Source organism: Pseudomonas sp. SWRI99, from assembly GCF_014270125.1.
Lineage (GTDB): Bacteria > Pseudomonadota > Gammaproteobacteria > Pseudomonadales > Pseudomonadaceae > Aquipseudomonas > Aquipseudomonas hamedanensis.
The window spans coordinates 1-18,488 of record NZ_JABWQR010000001.1 but is presented as its reverse complement, the minus strand read 5'-3'; the positions used below and the strand labels follow the sequence as shown (position 1 = coordinate 18,488).

Sequence of the window (18,488 nt, the reverse complement as noted above, 5' to 3'; positions counted from 1 at the left end):
CGCCGCCATGAATAGAACTCTCTACACCGCGCTGTTTTACCTGGGGCTGCCATTGGTGGCGATTCGGCTGTGGCTGCGCGCGCGCAAGGCGCCGGCCTATGCCAAACGGATTGGCGAACGTTTCACCTACGGCATGCCGCCGCTGCAACCTGGCGGCATCTGGGTGCACGCCGTGTCGGTCGGCGAAAGCATCGCCGCAGCGCCAATGATCCGTGGCTTGCTGCAACGTTATCCACAACTGCCGATCACGGTGACCTGCATGACACCGACCGGTTCGGAGCGGATTCAGGCACTGTTCGCCAACGAGCCGCGCATTCAGCACTGCTATCTGCCGTATGACTTGCCTTGCGCGGCGGCGCGTTTTCTTGATCGGGTCAAGCCAACGCTGGCGGTGATCATGGAGACCGAGCTGTGGCCTAACCACATTCATCAATGCGCCAAACGCGGCATCCCGGTGGCGCTGGCCAACGGCCGGTTGTCCGAGCGTTCGGCGAGGGGCTATGGCCGATTCAACAAGCTGACCGCGCCGATGCTCGGCGAAATGAACTTTCTGGCGGTGCAGACCGAAGCCGAGGCGCAGCGTTTTCGTGACCTCGGCGCGCGCCCCGAAACGGTTGAAGTGACCGGCTCGATCAAATTCGACCTGACCATCGATCCGCAACTGCTCCAAAGCGCTGCGCAATTGCGTAGCCAATGGCAGGCGCAGGAACGTCCAGTGTGGATCGCCGCCAGCACCCACGAGGGCGAAGACGAAGTGGTGCTCGACGCCCATCGTCGCTTGCTGACCAACCATCCGGACGCGTTGCTGATACTGGTGCCGCGCCATCCGGAGCGGTTCGATTCGGTGTTCGACGTCTGCCAGCGCGAAGGCTTTGCCACGGTGCGGCGCTCGACGGGTGTCAATGTCGATGCGCAGACTTCGGTCCTGCTTGGCGACACCATGGGCGAATTGTTATTCCTCTACGCCCTGGCCGACAGCGCTTTTGTCGGCGGCAGCCTGGTGCCCAATGGCGGGCACAATCTGCTCGAACCCGCTGCGCTGGCAAAACCGGTACTCAGCGGCCCGCACCTGTTCAACTTCCTCGACATCGCCGCGCAGTTGCGAGACGGCGGGGCGCTGGTTGAAGTCGATGATGCCGAAGGGCTGGCGGTTGAAGTGCAGCGCTTGTTTGAATTGCCGCGGGATGCGCAACGCATGGCCGAGGCCGGGCTGGCGGTGATGCGCCGCAATCAGGGCGCGTTGCAGCGCTTACTGGATGGTTTGGGCAGGTTGATTAGCTGAAGATATATAACAAACGGTGGCGAGGGAGCTTGCTCCCGCTAGGCTGCGAAGCAGTCGTTAACCGGACGACTCGATGTGTCAGTTTGGGGGCCGCTTCGCAACCCAGCGGGAGCAAGCTCCCTCGCCACAGGCCACAGGCCACAGGCCACAGGTCACAGGTCACAGGTCACAGGTCTGGCGTTGGCTCTGAGATTCAGGGTCTGGCGCGCAGTTGCGCCTCGGCCGCTGACGCCAGGTCCGGCGGCAGGAAGTCCTTGTCCGGGTTGTAGTCGGCCTTCAGGTAGCGGGTCAGGTCCTGCAAGTCGCCGGGGTTCAACGTCCCCGCCGCTTGCTTCAAACGCAGGTTGTCGAGAATGTAGTCGTAACGGGTGTTGTTGTAGTTGCGCACCGAGGTGTACAGCTGGCGCTGCGCATCGAGCACATCCACGATATTGCGCGTCCCCACCTGGTAACCGATTTCCGTGGCTTCCACCGCGCTCTGGTTGGAAATGATCGACTGGCGGCGCGCCTGCACCTGCTCGACGTCAGTGTTCACCGCACGGTGCAGATTGCGGGTGTTTTCCACTACCTGGCGCCGCAGGGCTTCACGCTGCTGCTCGCTCTGATCGAGTTGCGCATAAGACTGACGCACTTGCGAACTGGTCAGGCCGCCGCTGTAGATCGGGATGCTCAGTTGCAGGCCCAGCGTGCTCTGTTCGACGTTGCCGCCGTAGGGCGCACCGAAGGAGTTCGGGTTGGCGAAACCGAGGGCGTCGTTATCGCCTTTCTCGTATTTGGCCACCGCGTCGAGGGTCGGCAAATGGCCGGCCTTGCGCTGCTTGAGGGTTTGCTCGGCGGAGCTGACCGCATAGTTGCTGGCCAACAGATTAAGGTTCTGCCGCGCCGCCGTGTCGACCCAGGATTTCGCATCGTTGGGGGCCGGCGGCAGGATCGGCAGGGTGTGCACGATGCCCTGAATCGAGTTGTACTGACGGTTGGTCAGGGTGATCAACGCTTCGAAGGCGTCGTCGACCTGACGCTGCGCGACGATGCGGTTGGCTCGTGCGGTGTCGTAACTGGCTTGCGATTGCAGCACGTCGGTCTTGTCCGAGAGGCCGACATCGAAGCGCTCGTTGGACTGGTCGAGCTGGCGCTTGAACGCGGCTTCTTCGGCCTTGGTCGAGGCCAGGTTGTCCTGGCTGCGCAGCACGTTGAAATAGCTTTCGGCGGTCTGCAGGATCAGGTTCTGTTCGGTCGCCGACAGTTGCAGCGCAGCCTGCTCGTTGACGTCCTTGGCGGCCTGATACTGGAACCAGCGATCGGCGCGGAACAATGGCTGCGCCAGCGTCGCTTGATAAGAATGCGCGCTGCGGTTGGCGATGGCCGACGGCTGATCGATCGAAGTGCGCACGTCGGCGACTTCGGCGCCGCCAGAGAGGTTGGGCAGCAAACCGGCGCGGGCCTGGGGTACGACTTCTTTCTGCGCGCCGTACTGGGCGCGGGCGGCTGCCAGGTCGGCGTTGTTGTCGACCGCTTCCTGATAGACGCTGACCAGATCGGTTTTGGTCGACAAGGGCGCTTCCGCTGCCCAGGCCATTGCGTTGGACGCACAAGACACGGCGATAGCCAGTGAGAGTTTGCGCAGCATGAGGCGATCCCTAGCATTAATATTATGGAAGTAATCCGGGCGCCAAAGGTAAGGCGCGGCCCGTGCAGCGTCAAGGCGCGGGCAGGGCAAAGCGAGTGTAGTTGTGCATTAGGCCGGCAACAATCGGGCAAGCCCTGTATTTACGCCATTCATCATGGCGTTCGCTGCGGTGTTGGCGTTCCGGGTCGGTTGTGTCTAGACTGGCCGGGTTCTTGTCGGGGTGCCTTGCTATGAGGCTGAGATCGAATAATTTCGGATCCCGTTGAACCTGATCAGGTTAGCGCCTGCGTAGGGAACAAGATTTCTCGTCACCCGGCGAGTCCTCTTGTGCTTCGTCCGGGATATTGTTCGACAATCGAACGCTCATGACGAATGCACAGCACCAGCCCTGGTGCGTCCGTGCCTTTCAGGTTCTGCTCCGACAATCCACTGCTGGATGCTGTCTGGAGAGCCCGTGATGACGACAAAAGAAAAAAACGCGATCAACCTGAGTGACTCGGCCAAGGTCGACGAGCAATCGGTCAAGCCGTTCACCCGTTCGCAAAAAGTCTACGTTCAGGGCTCGCGCCCGGACATCCGCGTACCAATGCGCGAAATCAGCCTGGATGTAACCCCGACCGACTTTGGCGGCGAAATCAACGCGCCGGTCACTGTCTACGACACATCTGGCCCGTACACCGATCCGAACGTGGTGATCGATGTGCGCAAAGGCCTGGGCGATGTGCGCTCGGCGTGGATCGACGACCGTGGTGACACCGAGCGTCTGTCGGGTCTGAGCTCCAACTTCGGCCAGCAGCGTCTGGCCGACGCCGAACTGACCAAACTGCGTTTCGCCCACGTCAACAACCCGCGCCGCGCCAAGGCCGGGGCCAACGTCAGCCAGATGCACTACGCGCGCAAAGGCATCATCACCGCCGAGATGGAATACGTCGCCATCCGCGAGAACATGAAGCTGCAAGAGGCCCGCGCAGCCGGCCTGTTGAAGCAGCAGCACGCCGGCCACAGCTTCGGCGCGAGCATCCCGAAAGAAATCACCCCTGAGTTCGTCCGCGAAGAAATCGCCCGCGGTCGCGCGATCATTCCTGCCAACATCAACCACGTCGAACTGGAACCGATGATCATTGGCCGTAACTTCCTGGTGAAGATCAACGGCAACATCGGCAACAGCGCGCTGGGTTCGTCCATCGAAGAAGAAGTGGCGAAACTGACCTGGGGCATTCGCTGGGGTTCGGACACGGTGATGGACTTGTCCACCGGCAAGCACATTCACGAAACCCGCGAGTGGATCATCCGCAACTCGCCGGTGCCGATCGGTACTGTGCCGATCTATCAGGCCCTGGAAAAGGTCAACGGCGTGGCCGAAGACCTGACCTGGGAGCTGTTTCGCGACACGCTGATCGAGCAGGCCGAGCAGGGCGTCGACTACTTCACCATCCACGCCGGTGTGCTGCTGCGCTATGTGCCGCTGACCGCCAAGCGCGTGACCGGCATCGTTTCCCGTGGCGGCTCGATCATGGCCAAGTGGTGCCTGGCGCACCACAAAGAGAACTTCCTCTACACCCACTTCGACGAAATCTGCGAAATCATGAAGGCCTACGACGTCAGCTTCTCGCTGGGCGACGGGCTGCGTCCGGGCTCGATTGCCGACGCCAACGACGAAGCGCAATTCGGCGAGCTGGAGACCCTTGGCGAACTGACCAAAATCGCCTGGAAGCATGACGTCCAATGCATGATCGAAGGCCCCGGCCATGTGCCGATGCAGTTGATCAAGGAGAACATGGACAAGCAGCTGGAGTGCTGCGACGAGGCGCCGTTCTACACCCTCGGCCCGCTGACCACCGACATCGCGCCGGGTTACGACCACATCACCTCCGGCATCGGTGCGGCGATGATCGGCTGGTTCGGTTGCGCGATGCTCTGCTACGTGACGCCGAAGGAACACCTGGGTCTGCCGAACAAGGATGACGTTAAAACCGGCATCATCACCTACAAGATCGCAGCGCATGCGGCGGACTTGGCCAAGGGACATCCGGGCGCACAGATCCGCGACAACGCCTTGAGCAAGGCACGCTTCGAATTCCGTTGGGAAGACCAGTTCAACCTCGGTCTCGATCCGGACACCGCCCGCTCGTACCACGACGAAACCCTGCCAAAGGATTCGGCGAAAGTCGCGCATTTCTGTTCGATGTGCGGGCCGAAGTTCTGCTCGATGAAAATCACCCAGGAAGTCCGTGAATACGCGGCCAATCAGCGGATTGACGCGGTCGACGTGGATGTCGCCAAAGGCCTGGCGGAACAGGCCGAGCGGTTCAAGCAGGAAGGTAGTCAGCTTTATAAAAAGGTCTGACCCGAGCGGCGCTCACCTGTGGCGAGGGAGCTTGCTCCCGCTGGTCTGCGCAGCAGGCCCAAACCAGTCATCGCGTTCTCGCAGTCAGAATTGTGGTGACCGGTTGGGCGGCTGCTTCGCAGCCGAGCGGGAGCAAGCTCCCTCGCCACAGGAGTGGTGCGCGATCAACACAACAACAAATGTCCCTCTGAGATACCACCCTTGAGCATTCAACCCGGCACTTATTCCCCCGACCTCGCCGTGCCCGCTGAAAAGCGTGTCTTCGGCGGTCGCGATCTGTTTTCCCTATGGTTCTCCCTCGGCATCGGTCTGATGGTGTTGCAGACCGGTGCCCTGCTTGCGCCCGGTCTGGGCCTGTCAGGTTCGCTGCTGGCGATTTTCCTCGGCACGCTGGTTGGCGTGTTGCTGCTCGCCGCTGTCGGCGTGATCGGCAGCGATACCGGCCTGTCGTCGATGGCCGCGCTGAAACTCAGCCTTGGCCGCCACGGCGCGCGCCTGCCGGCGCTGCTTAACTTGCTGCAACTGATCGGTTGGGGTTCGTTCGAAATCATCGTCATGCGTGACGCGGCCAGCCTGCTCGGCACTCGTGCGTTCAGCGAAGGTTCGCTGTGGGCGAACCCGATCCTGTGGACGCTGTTCTTTGGTGCGCTTGCAACCTTGCTGGCGGTCAGCGGCCCGCTGACTTTCGTGCGGCAGATTTTGCGCAAATGGGGCATCTGGCTGCTGCTGGCCGCATGTCTGTGGCTGACCTGGAACCTGTTCGCCAAAGCCGACCTCGCTGCACTGTGGGCGCGCGCCGGTGACGGTTCGATGCCGTTCGCCGTGGGTTTCGACATCGCCATCGCCATGCCGCTGTCGTGGCTGCCGCTGATCGCCGACTATTCGCGCTTCGGCAAGCGCGCGCGAAACGTGTTTGGTGGCACGGCGGTCGGCTTCTTCATCGGCAACTTCTGGCTGATGAGCCTTGGCGTTGCCTACACCCTGGCGTTCGCGCCGAGCGGTGAAGTCAATGCGCTGTTGCTGGCGTTGGCTGGCGCCGGTCTGGGGATTCCGTTGTTGCTGATTCTGCTCGACGAGTCGGAAAACGCTTTCGCCGATATTCACTCGGCGGCGGTGTCGAGCGGGATGCTGTTGCGCCTGAAAGTCGAGCACCTGGCCTTGGCCATCGGCATGATCTGCACGCTGATCGCGCTGCTGGCGCCGTTGGCGCAGTACCAGAACTTCCTGCTGCTGATCGGCTCTGTGTTTGCACCGCTGTTCGGCGTGGTGCTGGTCGATCACTTTATCCTGCGCAAGCGCAGTGCTCAGGTGGCGTCAGCCGCATTGCGCTGGCCGGCGTTGTTGGCGTGGCTCGGTGGCGTAAGCACTTACCACTTGCTGGCGAATCTGTACCCAGATGTGGGTGCAACCCTGCCGGCGCTGGTGCTGGCAGGGCTGTTGCAGCTAGTGCTGGGCCGAGCCTTCAGTTACGGCCGGGAAACAGCTCAGGCTTGAGAATGCCGTTCAGGCGCGGATAAGGAATCTTCAATTCGACGTGGCCCAGCGCGTAAGGCGCAATGGTGGTCACGTCGTACTTGAGGATCACGCCGCCGTAGGTCAGCGCCACGTTCGCGGTTTTCACAAATGGCCAGTTCGCCACGAACTCCGCTTCCTGATCGAGCTTGGTGCTGATCAGCCAGCTGTTGTGCGCCACCTGCGCGGCTTTCCAGAACGCTTCTTCCTGACCCGGCAGCAACATGTCCGACAGGTTCAGCACCTTGTGCTGCTGGCGCGAATAGTTGATGAAGCCGCGGCCCGGTGTGCCATGGGCGCCGCCGGTATCGAGGTAGCTCGACAACTCGATGATCACCAGTCCGTCATGCTGCTCGCGTACCTTGGCTTGCAGGTAGCTGCTGTAGCGTGGGCCGGCGCTGGCCAGAAACTGCTCGCGGTAGGCGGCCAGGGTGGGTGCCACCGGGGCGTTCTTCTCGGTGCGGGTCATTTGCAGCAGACGTTTTTCGATGATGCCGTCCAGTGCCGGTTCGTCCGGAAAGCGCAGGGTATCGATGTTCACCAACGGGCAATCTGCATTGGAGCAGCCGGGCTTGAGCTGTTCCGAAGCGTCGCGGGTGGTTTCCAGCGGCGTACGGTAGTTGGGCTGGAACAGACTGGCACAGGCGCCCAGAGTCAGGGCGATGGCAGCCACGGAGGCAATTTTGAAAAGCGACATGGGCGTCCTTTCGAAAGCAGGGGAAGGCAAAAAGTTACCGCTTCGACTCTCAACGAAGCAGTCAGTTCGCCACTAAGCTAATTAGAGTGGGTTTCGCCGTCACCGTCCATCCCGCTGACGGTAAAGGGGCTGCATCAAACGGTGCGGGCGCGTTAGGATGGCGCGAAGTCGAGGTTGCCGGACACACCCAGCAACCTCGTAATGGATGTGCAGTAAAGAGGATGCTTATGACCGATTTTGCCAACGCCATTCCGACCGCCGTCGATATCGTGCGGCGCGAAAAATGCTACGAGGGCTTTTACAAGCTCGACCGTGTGCACCTGCGCCACGAATTGTTCGCCGGTGGCATGAGCCGCGAGATCAACCGTGAAATATTCGTGCGTCACGATGCCGTGTGCGTGCTGCCTTACGATCCGCAGCGCGACCAAGTGGTGCTGATCGAGCAGTTTCGCGTCGGCGCCATGGGCAAGGCCGACAACCCGTGGCTGGTCGAACTGGTTGCTGGTCTGATCGATAAGGATGAACAACCGGAAGAAGTTGCTCACCGCGAGGCGCAGGAGGAAGCTGGGCTGGAAATCAAGGCGTTGTGGCCGATGACCAAATATTTCCCGTCGCCGGGTGGCAGCAATGAATTTGTGCATTTGTATCTGGGGCGTTGCAGCACCGACGGCGTCGGCGGTCTGCACGGCCTGGAAGAAGAGGCAGAGGACATTCGCGTAACGGTCTGGGCATTTGAAGATGCCTTGCAGGCGGTCCGCGACGGACGCATTGCCAACGCGGCGAGCATCATCGCCTTGCAGTGGCTGGCGCTGAACCGCGCCGAAGTGAGGGGGCTATGGTCGTAAACAGGCTGCGCGATCGTTATCGGGTTGACCTTGTGGGGCTGCAAGCCGCCTGCGAGGCCAACTACGCGCGCCTGATGCGACTGCTGCCTGACATGCGCAACGACCCCGAGGCCCGGCGCATCGCCGTGACTCAGGGTGAGCAAATGCTCGGCGTGCTGGCCCTCGAAGTGCTGCAAACCTGCCCGTACACCACGACCTTGCAGGTGCGTCAGGAACACAGCCTGCCGTGGTTGCCGGTGCCGCAGCTGGAAGTGCAGGTCTATCACGACGCGCGCATGGCCGAAGTGGTCAGCGCCGAACATGCACGACGCTTTCGCGGCATCTATCCTTACCCGAACGCGGCCATGCACCAGCCGGATGAAAAAGCTCAGCTCAATCTGTTCCTGGGGGAGTGGCTGAGTCATTGCCTGGCATTGGGGCACGAGTACGAAGTCGTTCGCTAGTTGTGAACTGCGTCCGGTTCGATGCTTTCCCCTTTGAGTCATCGCCCAGCATAATTGCCGCACTTGATCGATTCCGTGCTTTTGCCTTGGGAGAACGCCTTGCCGAGCGTATCCACGTTGACCACCGCCGACCCGGCGCTGCTGGTGCAGTTGTCCGACAGCCACCTGTTCGCTGAAGCGGACGGCAAACTGCTGGGCCTGAAAACGCGCGAGAGCCTGCAAAAAGTCATCGATCTGGTGTTGTCGCAACAGCCACATATTGATCTGGTGCTGGCCACCGGCGACATTTCCCAGGACGGTACGCTTGCGTCGTATCAGGCCTTCCGCCAGATAAGCGCGCAGATCGAGGCCCCGGCGCGCTGGATTCCGGGCAATCACGACGAGCCGATGGTTATGGCCGAGGCGGCGGTGCAGAGCGCGTTGCTGGAGCCGGTTGTCGATATTGGCAACTGGCGTGTGACGTTGCTGGATTCGGCCGTACCGGGTTCGGTTCCGGGGTATTTGCAGGACGACCAACTGCAATTGCTGGCCCGCTCATTGAGCGAAGCACCGGAGCGTCATCATCTGGTGTGCTTCCACCATCATCCGGTGTCGATCGGTTGCGCATGGATGGAGCCGATCGGTCTGCGCAATCCCGAAGCCTTCTTTGAAGTACTGGATCGCTTTCCACAGGTTCGCGCGGTGCTGTGGGGGCATGTGCATCAGGAGATTGATCGCGAGCGCAACGGCGTGAGATTGATGGCTTCGCCTTCGACCTGCATTCAGTTCGAGCCGGGGAGTGTGGACTTCAAGGTCGGCGAGCAGGCGCCGGGGTATCGCTGGTTGCGGCTTTTGCCGGATGGACGGCTGGAAACCGGGGTTGAGCGCGTTACCGGATTCGAGTTCACCGTCGACTACGGCTCCAACGGTTACTGAACACATTGTGGCGAGGGAGCTTGCTCCCGCTGGGCTGCGCAGCAGACCCGAACCAATCACCGCATACTCGCAGAATATAGGCAATTGTCTGGGTTACGACTGCTGCGCAGCCGAGCGGGAGCAAGCTCCCTCGCCACAGGGATTTGTTTATGACCTTCCATCTACTCCCTGTAAACTCCGCTATCTTTCGCCGACAGCCAGGGAGCTCAAATGTCCGGTTCGATCCTCTATATCCACGGTTTCAACAGTGCGCCGGCCTCGAAGAAGGCCTGTCAGCTGGTCGCGGTGATGGAGCGGCTGGGCTTGAGCGAGCAACTGCGAGTGCCGGCCCTGCATCATCATCCGCGCGAAGCCATCGCTCAGCTGGAGCAAGCGATTGCCGAGCTGGGCAGTCCGCTGCTGGTGGGAAGCTCACTCGGCGGCTACTATGCGACTCACCTGGCCGAGCGCCATGGCCTGAAAGCGCTGCTGGTCAACCCGGCGGTCAGCCCGCACCGGATGTTCGATGGTTATCTGGGCACGCAGAAAAACCTCTACACCGATGAAACCTGGGAATTGACCCACGACCACGTCACGGCCTTGGCCGAACTGGAAGTGCCGGCACCGCAGGATCCACGGCGTTATCAGGTCTGGTTGCAAACCGGCGATGAAACGCTGGATTATCGCCTCGCCCAACAGTATTACCGCGCCTGTGCCCTGCGCATCCAGGCGGGCGGCGACCACAGTTTCCAGGGCTTTGCCGGGCAATTGCCGGCGTTGCTGAGTTTTGCCGGCATGGCTGCCGATATGTATCAGGCAATCGATTTCACCACGCTGTGAAGTCTTGCCCCTCTTTCATGAATGACTGACGACGAGACCTTATGGCCACTCCCAGCGCTAGTTCTTATAACGCCGACGCCATCGAAGTCCTCTCGGGCCTCGACCCGGTGCGCAAACGCCCCGGCATGTACACCGACACCAGTCGGCCGAACCACCTCGCCCAGGAAGTCATCGACAACAGTGTCGACGAAGCCCTGGCCGGTCACGCGAAATCGGTGCAGGTCATCCTGCACGCCGACCACTCGCTGGAAGTCAGCGACGACGGCCGTGGCATGCCAGTCGACATTCACCCGGAAGAGGGCGTGTCCGGCGTCGAGCTGATCCTCACCAAGCTGCACGCGGGCGGCAAGTTTTCCAACAAGAACTACCAGTTCTCCGGCGGTCTGCACGGGGTGGGTATTTCCGTGGTCAACGCCCTGTCGACGGAAGTCCGGGTGCGGGTGAAGCGCGACGGCAACGAATACCAGATGACCTTCAATGACGGCTTCAAGGCCTCGGAGCTGGAAATCGTCGGCAGCGTCGGCAAGCGCAACACCGGTACCAGCGTGTACTTTGCGCCGGACCCCAAATACTTCGACTCACCGAAATTCTCCATCAGCCGCCTCAAGCACGTGCTCAAGGCCAAAGCTGTGTTGTGCCCGGGGCTGCTGGTCAGCTTTGAAGACAAAGGCACCGGCGAGAAGGTCGAGTGGCACTACGAAGACGGCCTGCGTTCGTATCTGGTCGATGCGGTCAGTGAATTCGAGCGCCTGCCGGACGAGCCGTTCTGCGGCGCCTTTGCCGGTAATAAAGAAGCGGTCGACTGGGCGCTGCTGTGGTTGCCGGAAGGCGGCGACGCGGTGCAGGAAAGCTACGTCAACCTGATCCCGACGGCGCAGGGCGGTACCCACGTCAACGGCTTGCGTCAGGGCCTGCTTGATGCCATGCGCGAATTCTGCGAATTCCGCAGCCTGCTGCCGCGTGGGGTGAAGCTGGCGCCGGAAGACGTCTGGGAGCGCATCGCTTTCGTTCTGTCGATGAAGATGCAGGAACCGCAATTCTCCGGGCAGACCAAAGAGCGCCTGTCATCCCGTGAAGCGGCGGCGTTCGTCTCCGGTGTGGTCAAGGATGCGTTCAGCCTGTGGCTCAACGCCAACCCGGAAACCGGCCTGGCCCTGGCCGAACTGGCGATCAACAACGCTGGCCGGCGCCTCAAGGCGAGCAAGAAAGTCGAGCGCAAACGCGTCACCCAGGGCCCGGCACTCCCCGGCAAACTGGCGGACTGCGCCGGGCAGGACCCGATGCGTTCCGAGCTGTTCCTGGTCGAGGGTGACTCCGCCGGTGGTTCGGCCAAGCAAGCGCGGGACAAGGAATTCCAGGCGATCCTGCCGTTGCGCGGCAAGATCCTCAATACGTGGGAAGTCGACGGCAGCGAAGTACTCGCCAGCCAGGAAGTGCACAACATCGCCGTGGCCATCGGCGTCGATCCGGGTGCTGCGGACATGAGCCAACTGCGCTACGGCAAGATCTGCATTCTCGCCGACGCCGACTCCGACGGTCTGCACATCGCTACGCTGCTTTGCGCCTTGTTCGTCCAGCACTTCCGCCCGCTGGTGGATGCCGGTCACGTTTACGTGGCGATGCCGCCGCTGTACCGCATCGACCTGGGCAAAGAAATCTACTACGCCCTCGACGAAGCCGAGCGTGACGGCATTCTTGACCGTCTGGTGGCCGAAAAGAAACGCGGCAAGCCGCAAGTCACCCGATTCAAGGGGCTGGGTGAAATGAACCCGCCGCAGCTGCGCGAAACCACCATGGACCCGAACACTCGGCGTCTGGTGCAGTTGACCCTGGGCGAAGACTTTGCCGAAACCTCGGAAATGATGGACATGCTGCTGGCGAAGAAACGCGCTGGCGACCGCAAATCCTGGCTCGAATCCAAAGGTAACCTCGCCGAGGTGCTGGCCTGATGCAATTTGGCTGGGCCTTGGTGGCTGCGTTGCTGCTGAGTGCGATGAGCGTGTCGGCCGAACCGCTGCAGGAGTTGCGCTTGCTCTCCGGGCACCCGGTCGACGGCATGCGCGGCGGCAACCTGTCGGGCCTGGCGCTGTGCGGCAACGAATTGTGGACAGTCTCCGATCGCGATGACGAGCAGATCTACCGGCTCGATACCCGCGATCAGGTCTGGCAGGCCGAAACGGTGCGCATTGACGTGCCGCCAGTACCGGACAGCGGTTTGCCCTGGGGCTTGAATTCACGCACCTGGGCGGCGTCGTTCGTTCGCGGTGGCGATCTGGATTTCGAAGGCATCAGCTGCGACAGCACGGGCAATCGCTACATCGTCAGTGAAGCCCATGCGGCGGTGTTGCAGGTGCCGGTCAGCGGCCCGGCAAACTGGCTGAAGATTTCACCGATGCTGGTTCGCGAGGCGCGGGCGAGCGGCATGCTTCTGCACTTCAATGCGATCTTCGAGGGCTTGGCGGTGAACCCGGCGGGCGATCAGATGTGGCTGGCTGCCGAACGGCAAAACCGTGGATTGCTGCTGATCAAGCGTCAGCAGACGGTGTGGGATTGCGACGGTCGCTGTGTGCTGCTCAGTGAGGGCGGCAAGGAGAAGCAACCGCAGCAGTTCCCCAAGGCCAGAGCGGTCAACCGGGACTTTTCTGATATTTCGTTGTTTAACGGCAAGTTGTTTACCCTTGAACGCAACGCTTTTCAGATTTGTCGGCGCGATGCACAGACTGCCAAGGTCGAGCAATGCTGGTCGTATGCCGCCGAACTGTTACAGGCCAACCGCCGTTACGCGCAGAACTACGGGCTGGAAGAAGCGCTGGTCATTGATGCCGAAGGGGCATGGATTGGCGTCGACAATAATTTCGGGCCGCGTGCCGACGGTGAGGTCCGTCCGGTGGTCTGGCGTTTCGCTGCCCCGGAGGGCGGATGGAGCGCCAGGCTTTGAATGCGCTGTAGTCGGATTGCTGAGGCGCCAGTCACTTTCTCAGCAGATCAGGAAATTACTGCAATACTTGAGCTGCGACCTGCTGTGATGCATGAGGTGCAGGCGTAAAGCTCTGAAGCAATGCTGTCGAGAAAGTAGTGTGTGCGTTGAATTCCGACATGTCGTGCAAGGCTCGGGGAAACTTGAAACGCCGACTGTTGGAGATTCAATGATGAAACTCAGCCACTTTATTGCGGTTTTTTTGCTCGTCTGGAGTTCGTTGGGACTGGCTGCGGACCCTGAGCTGCGGATGCTGTCCGAGCATCCTGTGGATGGCATGCTCGGAGGGAATCTATCCGGGCTTGCCAACTGTGGCGGGGTGTTGTGGACGGTGTCGGATCGAGACGACGATCAGATCTACAGACTCGATACACAAGCTCAGGTGTGGAAGGCCGAAGCGGTTTTGATTAATGTGCCACCCGTGCCCGAAGACCCCGGGCGGACCTTGGCCATGAAAACGCGGAGCTTCTTCAGATCGCTTGCGGGTAATGGTGCGTTGGACTTTGAAGGGATCACTTGTGACTCTGGCAGAAATCTTTACATTCTCAGTGAAACGTATTCGGCGATTCTGCGAATCAGACCCGATGGGGGGCAGGGCTGGTTGAGCATCTCCTCCCAAATGCTGACGATGGCGCGGGAAGCCGGGTTATTGGCGCATGCCAACGCGCTGTATGAAGGCGTGGTGGTGACCGGCCTTGCCGATACTGAAATCTGGCTGGCTGCCGAGCGGCAAAAAAGAGGCTTGGTAAAGATCAAGCGGATGCTCAACCCCATGTATTACACATGGTTTTGCTATTCCGTTTGTGTGGTAATGACCGAGGAGGGACTGGCACCACAGCCGCCGCAATTTCCGGGCTCCCAATGGGTAGATAAGGATTTTTCAGACATCGCTCTATTCGCTAACAAGCTGTTTCTTCTTGACCGCAATGCTTTCAAAATCTGTCGCCATGAAATGGTGACGGGAAAGCAGGAGCGCTGCTGGTCATTTGCCGCAGACGCACTGGTTCCGGGTCGGCTTTACACCTCGAAACACGGTCTGACCGAAGCATTGCTGGTCGATGCCCAAGGCGCGTGGATTGGCGTCGACAACAATTTCGCCACCCGTGCCGATGGCGAGTCCCGTCCGATCGTCTGGCGTTTTGCAGCACCTGATGGTGGTTGGAGTGCCAGTCCTTGATTCAGCAGCCGCCGGGCAAGCGCGCCGGTCGGGTGCTGATGATCCTGGCCTGGTGCGCGGCGTTGTTTCTGGCGACCCGGTTTTTCGGTCAGTGGGAGCAGCGTCAGCAGAATCCGAATATCGTTGTCACGTCGGAGCAGGGCGAAGGGTTTATCGAGGTGAAACTGGCAAGCAATGCCCAAGGGCATTTTGTCGCCAGCGGCCAGATCAACGGCGAGCCGGTGGAGTTCATGCTCGACACCGGCGCGACCGATGTGTCGATCCCGGCAGACCTGGCCAAACGTTTGAAGCTTGAAGAAGGTTTCGGTGTGACCCTGAGCACGGCCAACGGCCTGAGCCAGGGCTACCGAACGAAAATTGCCCGCCTGCAACTGGGCGACATTGTGCTGCGGGATGTCCGCGCACTGGTGGCGCCGGGGCTGCATGGCGATCAGGTGCTGCTCGGCATGAGCGCCCTGAACAGACTTGAATTTACTCAGCGCGGTGGCACCATGCTGCTGCGCCAGACAACGAACCGATGAGGCCTGCATGAGCAATCCCCTTGATCTCAGCCTGGACGGCGTAGAACGCCGCTCGCTGGCTGACTTCACCGAAAGTGCCTACCTCAACTACTCCATGTACGTGATCATGGACCGCGCGCTGCCACATATCGGCGACGGCCTGAAACCGGTACAGCGGCGTATCGTCTACGCCATGAGCGAGCTGGGGCTGGACGCCGATTCCAAGCACAAGAAGTCGGCGCGTACCGTCGGTGACGTGCTCGGCAAGTTCCACCCCCACGGCGACTCGGCGTGCTACGAGGCGATGGTACTGATGGCGCAGCCGTTCAGCTATCGCTACACGCTGGTCGATGGCCAGGGCAACTGGGGTGCGCCGGACGATCCGAAGTCCTTCGCCGCCATGCGTTACACCGAAGCGCGGCTGTCGCGTTATTCCGAAGTGTTGCTCAGCGAACTCGGTCAGGGCACGGCTGACTGGGGCCCGAACTTCGACGGCACCTTGCAGGAGCCGCTGGTATTGCCTGCGCGTTTGCCGAACATTCTGCTCAACGGCACGACCGGCATCGCCGTGGGCATGGCCACCGACGTGCCGCCGCACAACCTGCGTGAAGTCGCCACTGCCTGCGTGCGTCTGCTCGATGAGCCGAAAGCCACGGTCGAGCAGCTCTGCGAGCATATTCAAGGCCCGGATTATCCGACCGAAGCGGAAATCATCACGCCGCGCGCCGACCTGCTGAAAATGTACGAAACCGGCAAGGGCTCGGTGCGCATGCGCGCCGTGTACCACGTCGAGGACGGCGACATCATCGTCACCGCGCTGCCGCATCAGGTCTCCGGGGCCAAGGTGCTGGAGCAGATTGCCGCGCTGATGCAGGCCAAACCGTCGAAGGCGCCGCAGATCGCCGACCTGCGCGACGAATCCGACCACGAAAACCCGTGCCGCATCGTGATCATCCCGGTCAACAGCCGCGTCGACCACGAAGCGCTGATGCAGCATCTGTTCGCCAGTACCGAGCTGGAGTCGACCTACCGGGTCAACATCAACATTATTGGTCTGGACGGCAAGCCGCAGTTGAAAAACCTGCGCGCGCTGCTGGTCGAATGGCTGGAATTCCGCGTGCTGACCGTGCGGCGGCGCCTGCAATTCCGCCTCGACAAGGTCGAGCGCCGCCTGCACCTGTTGGACGGTTTGCTGATCGCCTACCTCAACCTGGATGAAGTGATTCACATCATCCGTACCGAGGAACACCCGAAAGCCAAGCTGATCGAGCGTTTCGCCCTGAGCGAGATTCAGGCCGACTACATCCTCGACACCCGTCTGCGCCAGTTGGCGCGACTGGAAGAGATGAAGCTGCGCGACGAGCAGGACGAACTGCTCAAGGAGCAAGCCAAGCTGCAAGCCCTGCTGGGCAGCGAAGCCAAGCTGAAGAAGCTGGTGCGCACCGAGCTGCTCAAAGACGCCGAAACCTATGGCGATGACCGCCGTTCGCCAATCGTCGAGCGTGCCGAAGCCAAGGCATTGACCGAGCACGATCTGCTGCCGAACGAGAAAGTTACCGTCGTGCTGTCGGAAAAAGGCTGGGTACGTTCGGCCAAGGGCCATGACATCGACGCCACCGGCCTCTCCTACAAGGCGGGCGACGGCTTCAAGACCTCGGCAGCGGGGCGCTCCAACCAGTTTGCCGTATTCATCGACTCCACCGGTCGCAGTTATTCGGTCGCCGCGCACACGTTGCCGTCGGCCCGTGGCCAGGGCGAACCGTTGACCGGTCGTCTGACGCCGCCACCGGGCGCGAGCTTCGAATGCGTGCTGATGCCGGAAGATGATTCGCTGTACGTAATCGCTTCCGATGCCGGTTACGGCTTCGTGGTCAAAGGTGAAGACCTGCAAGCCAAGAACAAGGCCGGCAAGGCCCTGTTGAGCTTGCCGAACAACGCCAAGGTCATCGCGCCGCGCCCGGTCGCCGACCGCGAACACAACTGGCTGGCCTCGGTCACGACCGAAGGTCGCCTGCTGATCTTCAAAATCAGCGATCTGCCACAATTAGGTAAGGGCAAAGGCAACAAGATCATCGGTATTTCCGGTGAGCGCGTGGCCAGCCGCGAAGAATATGTCACGGACATCGCAGTCCTGCCGGAAGGCGCCACCCTGGTGTTGCAGGCTGGCAAACGGACCCTGTCGCTGAAGGCCGACGACCTTGAACACTACAAAGGTGAGCGTGGGCGACGTGGCAACAAGCTGCCGAGGGGCTTCCAGCGGGTGGATGCGCTGCTCGTCGAAAACCTCAATTAGGCGAGAACGCCCTTCCAGAGGCGTCGATCTATGATTTAACGCGTAGATCGACGCTTTGGCGCTGGAGTCGGAACGCATATTCACGGATGATATGGCCTTTCAAGCGCCGGCGTGGCCGAGCGTTCTTCATATTTATTGAGTATTTTCACTGTGGTCAGCCTTGTGGCGGCCACCTGGACGGGATGATGACTGCTCTACGCCCCCTTATTTTGTTGCTCGCCGGCGTTCTGGGCCTGGCGGGTTGCAGCGTTCACCAGCCGGTGTCGCTGTATCAGCTGGACAGCGGAAGTCCGGTTCAGCCTGCGCAAAGCGCGGGCATGGCGGTTTTGCTGGGGCCGGTAGTCGTTGCCGATTACCTGCAACGCGAGACGCTGCTGCAACGCCAACCGGACGGCAGCCTGCAAGCGGCGACCGACGGTCGCTGGGCGGGCAGCCTTTCGTCGGATATCGATCAATTGCTGATGCGGCAGGTCGCCGGTCATCTGGATAGCCAGCGTGTGGTGCTGGCACCTGCCACGACTGGTTTCACCCCGGATGTGCAAGTGTTGCTGACCATCACGCGTCTGGATTCCGGGCAGAAACAACCGGCGATTCTCGATGCGCAGTGGCGTCTGATCGACCGCCGTGGTCAGGTGCGTGATAACCGCATCATTCATTTGCAGGAGCTGCACGCCGGCAGCACCGCTTCGCAGGTGCAGGCCCAAGGGATTTTGCTGCAGCGGCTGGCCGAGCAACTGTCGGTAGCGCTCAAGCCCTTGGCCAACCAGCCACCCGTGGCCGAGGCACCGCGCAAAGCGCCACCAAAACCCGCAGCGTCGGCGACCGACGCCGAGAAGCAGCCAAAGATTCCGATGGCTTCGCCGATTCGTACCGATATGGAAGTGTTTCGCTTCTGAGGCTGGAACGCGTCAGAACAGAGCCCGCCTTGTGCGGGCTTTGTTGTGTCTGGGGCTGTAGATCTTTGTAGTCAACGCCGGCCCCTTCGCGAGCAAGCCCGCTCCCACAATGGATCTGCGCTGGGCCGCAGGTATCTGAGTGAATGCAAAACCCTGTA

Annotated in this window: 15 protein-coding genes and 1 riboswitch; of the genes, 13 read left to right on the top strand and 2 right to left on the bottom strand. The window is 61.1% G+C overall.

Annotated elements, in window-relative coordinates:
- The first annotated feature begins 7 nt into the window (after window positions 1-7).
- A complete protein-coding gene (gene waaA / locus HU743_RS00075; RefSeq protein ID WP_186645984.1) occupies window positions 8-1,282 on the top strand; it encodes a lipid IV(A) 3-deoxy-D-manno-octulosonic acid transferase in 1,275 nt (424 codons plus the stop codon).
- 193 nt (window positions 1,283-1,475) lie between these two features.
- Here the strand turns inward: waaA and HU743_RS00070 are convergent, their stop codons facing one another.
- Window positions 1,476-2,909: a TolC family outer membrane protein gene (locus tag HU743_RS00070; RefSeq protein WP_186645983.1), complete on the bottom strand. Its 1,434-nt coding sequence runs from the start codon at window positions 2,907-2,909 to the stop codon at window positions 1,476-1,478.
- A gap of 206 nt (window positions 2,910-3,115) precedes the next feature.
- A riboswitch (TPP riboswitch) is annotated at window positions 3,116-3,221 on the top strand.
- Between the two features lie 145 nt (window positions 3,222-3,366).
- Between HU743_RS00070 and thiC the strand changes: the two genes are divergently transcribed.
- Both thiC and cytX read left to right on the top strand, forming a co-directional pair.
- Complete coding sequence (thiC, locus tag HU743_RS00065; RefSeq protein WP_186637735.1) at window positions 3,367-5,256, top strand: phosphomethylpyrimidine synthase ThiC; 1,890 nt, start codon at window positions 3,367-3,369, stop codon at window positions 5,254-5,256.
- 201 nt (window positions 5,257-5,457) lie between these two features.
- The gene (gene cytX, locus HU743_RS00060) at window positions 5,458-6,750 is read left to right on the top strand and encodes a putative hydroxymethylpyrimidine transporter CytX (protein ID WP_186645982.1); all 1,293 of its coding nucleotides are present in this window, start codon (window positions 5,458-5,460) and stop codon (window positions 6,748-6,750) included.
- On the opposite strand, the gene HU743_RS00055 is transcribed toward cytX, so the two are convergent.
- Window positions 6,719-7,465, bottom strand: coding sequence for an RsiV family protein (locus HU743_RS00055; RefSeq protein ID WP_186549385.1), 747 nt, complete (start codon window positions 7,463-7,465; stop codon window positions 6,719-6,721). The genes cytX and HU743_RS00055 overlap by 32 nt on opposite strands.
- 227 nt (window positions 7,466-7,692) lie before the next feature.
- Here HU743_RS00055 and HU743_RS00050 point away from each other — a divergent pair, with 227 nt between their 5' ends.
- The 10 genes from HU743_RS00050 (at window position 7,693) to HU743_RS00005 (ending at window position 18,330) form a co-directional block, all read left to right on the top strand.
- The gene (locus HU743_RS00050) at window positions 7,693-8,310 is read left to right on the top strand and encodes an NUDIX domain-containing protein (protein ID WP_186645981.1); all 618 of its coding nucleotides are present in this window, start codon (window positions 7,693-7,695) and stop codon (window positions 8,308-8,310) included.
- Window positions 8,301-8,753, top strand: coding sequence for a DUF1249 domain-containing protein (locus tag HU743_RS00045; RefSeq protein ID WP_186619563.1), 453 nt, complete (start codon window positions 8,301-8,303; stop codon window positions 8,751-8,753). The genes HU743_RS00050 and HU743_RS00045 overlap by 10 nt, the downstream gene beginning before the upstream one ends.
- A gap of 99 nt (window positions 8,754-8,852) precedes the next feature.
- Window positions 8,853-9,668: a 3',5'-cyclic-AMP phosphodiesterase gene (cpdA, locus tag HU743_RS00040; protein WP_186645979.1), complete on the top strand. Its 816-nt coding sequence runs from the start codon at window positions 8,853-8,855 to the stop codon at window positions 9,666-9,668.
- Between the two features lie 210 nt (window positions 9,669-9,878).
- Window positions 9,879-10,487 (top strand): YqiA/YcfP family alpha/beta fold hydrolase, encoded by a 609-nt coding sequence (locus HU743_RS00035; protein WP_186619562.1) that lies wholly within the window; start codon window positions 9,879-9,881, stop codon window positions 10,485-10,487.
- A 41-nt stretch (window positions 10,488-10,528) separates the two neighbouring features.
- The gene (gene parE, locus HU743_RS00030) at window positions 10,529-12,436 is read left to right on the top strand and encodes a DNA topoisomerase IV subunit B (RefSeq protein ID WP_186619561.1); all 1,908 of its coding nucleotides are present in this window, start codon (window positions 10,529-10,531) and stop codon (window positions 12,434-12,436) included.
- The gene (locus tag HU743_RS00025; protein ID WP_186645977.1) at window positions 12,436-13,425 is read left to right on the top strand and encodes an esterase-like activity of phytase family protein; all 990 of its coding nucleotides are present in this window, start codon (window positions 12,436-12,438) and stop codon (window positions 13,423-13,425) included. Before parE ends, HU743_RS00025 begins: the two co-directional genes overlap by 1 nt.
- Window positions 13,426-13,636: 211 nt before the next feature.
- Entirely contained in the window at window positions 13,637-14,641 is a 1,005-nt protein-coding gene (locus HU743_RS00020) for an esterase-like activity of phytase family protein (protein WP_186646418.1), read from the top strand.
- Window positions 14,638-15,162, top strand: a complete 525-nt coding sequence (locus HU743_RS00015; protein WP_186645975.1) for a TIGR02281 family clan AA aspartic protease — start codon at window positions 14,638-14,640, stop codon at window positions 15,160-15,162. Before HU743_RS00020 ends, HU743_RS00015 begins: the two co-directional genes overlap by 4 nt.
- Before the next feature lie 7 nt (window positions 15,163-15,169).
- On the top strand, window positions 15,170-17,434 hold the full coding sequence (gene parC / locus HU743_RS00010; protein WP_186549369.1) for a DNA topoisomerase IV subunit A: 2,265 nt from the start codon (window positions 15,170-15,172) through the stop codon (window positions 17,432-17,434).
- A 185-nt stretch (window positions 17,435-17,619) separates the two neighbouring features.
- Window positions 17,620-18,330, top strand: coding sequence for an ABC-type transport auxiliary lipoprotein family protein (locus tag HU743_RS00005; protein ID WP_186645973.1), 711 nt, complete (start codon window positions 17,620-17,622; stop codon window positions 18,328-18,330).
- The last annotated feature ends 158 nt before the right edge of the window (window positions 18,331-18,488 follow it).

What these genes read in the sequence shown, in the direction of transcription:
- waaA (WP_186645984.1), top strand. Translation starts at nt 8, where the DNA reads ATGAATAGAACTCTCTACACCGCGCTGTTTTACCTGGGGCTGCCATTG.
- HU743_RS00070 (WP_186645983.1), bottom strand. Translation starts at nt 2,909, where the DNA reads ATGCTGCGCAAACTCTCACTGGCTATCGCCGTGTCTTGTGCGTCCAAC.
- thiC (WP_186637735.1), top strand. Translation starts at nt 3,367, where the DNA reads ATGACGACAAAAGAAAAAAACGCGATCAACCTGAGTGACTCGGCCAAG.
- HU743_RS00055 (WP_186549385.1), bottom strand. Translation starts at nt 7,465, where the DNA reads ATGTCGCTTTTCAAAATTGCCTCCGTGGCTGCCATCGCCCTGACTCTG.
- HU743_RS00050 (WP_186645981.1), top strand. Translation starts at nt 7,693, where the DNA reads ATGACCGATTTTGCCAACGCCATTCCGACCGCCGTCGATATCGTGCGG.
- HU743_RS00045 (WP_186619563.1), top strand. Translation starts at nt 8,301, where the DNA reads ATGGTCGTAAACAGGCTGCGCGATCGTTATCGGGTTGACCTTGTGGGG.
- HU743_RS00035 (WP_186619562.1), top strand. Translation starts at nt 9,879, where the DNA reads ATGTCCGGTTCGATCCTCTATATCCACGGTTTCAACAGTGCGCCGGCC.
- parE (WP_186619561.1), top strand. Translation starts at nt 10,529, where the DNA reads ATGGCCACTCCCAGCGCTAGTTCTTATAACGCCGACGCCATCGAAGTC.
- HU743_RS00025 (WP_186645977.1), top strand. Translation starts at nt 12,436, where the DNA reads ATGCAATTTGGCTGGGCCTTGGTGGCTGCGTTGCTGCTGAGTGCGATG.
- HU743_RS00020 (WP_186646418.1), top strand. Translation starts at nt 13,637, where the DNA reads ATGAAACTCAGCCACTTTATTGCGGTTTTTTTGCTCGTCTGGAGTTCG.
- parC (WP_186549369.1), top strand. Translation starts at nt 15,170, where the DNA reads ATGAGCAATCCCCTTGATCTCAGCCTGGACGGCGTAGAACGCCGCTCG.
- HU743_RS00005 (WP_186645973.1), top strand. Translation starts at nt 17,620, where the DNA reads ATGACTGCTCTACGCCCCCTTATTTTGTTGCTCGCCGGCGTTCTGGGC.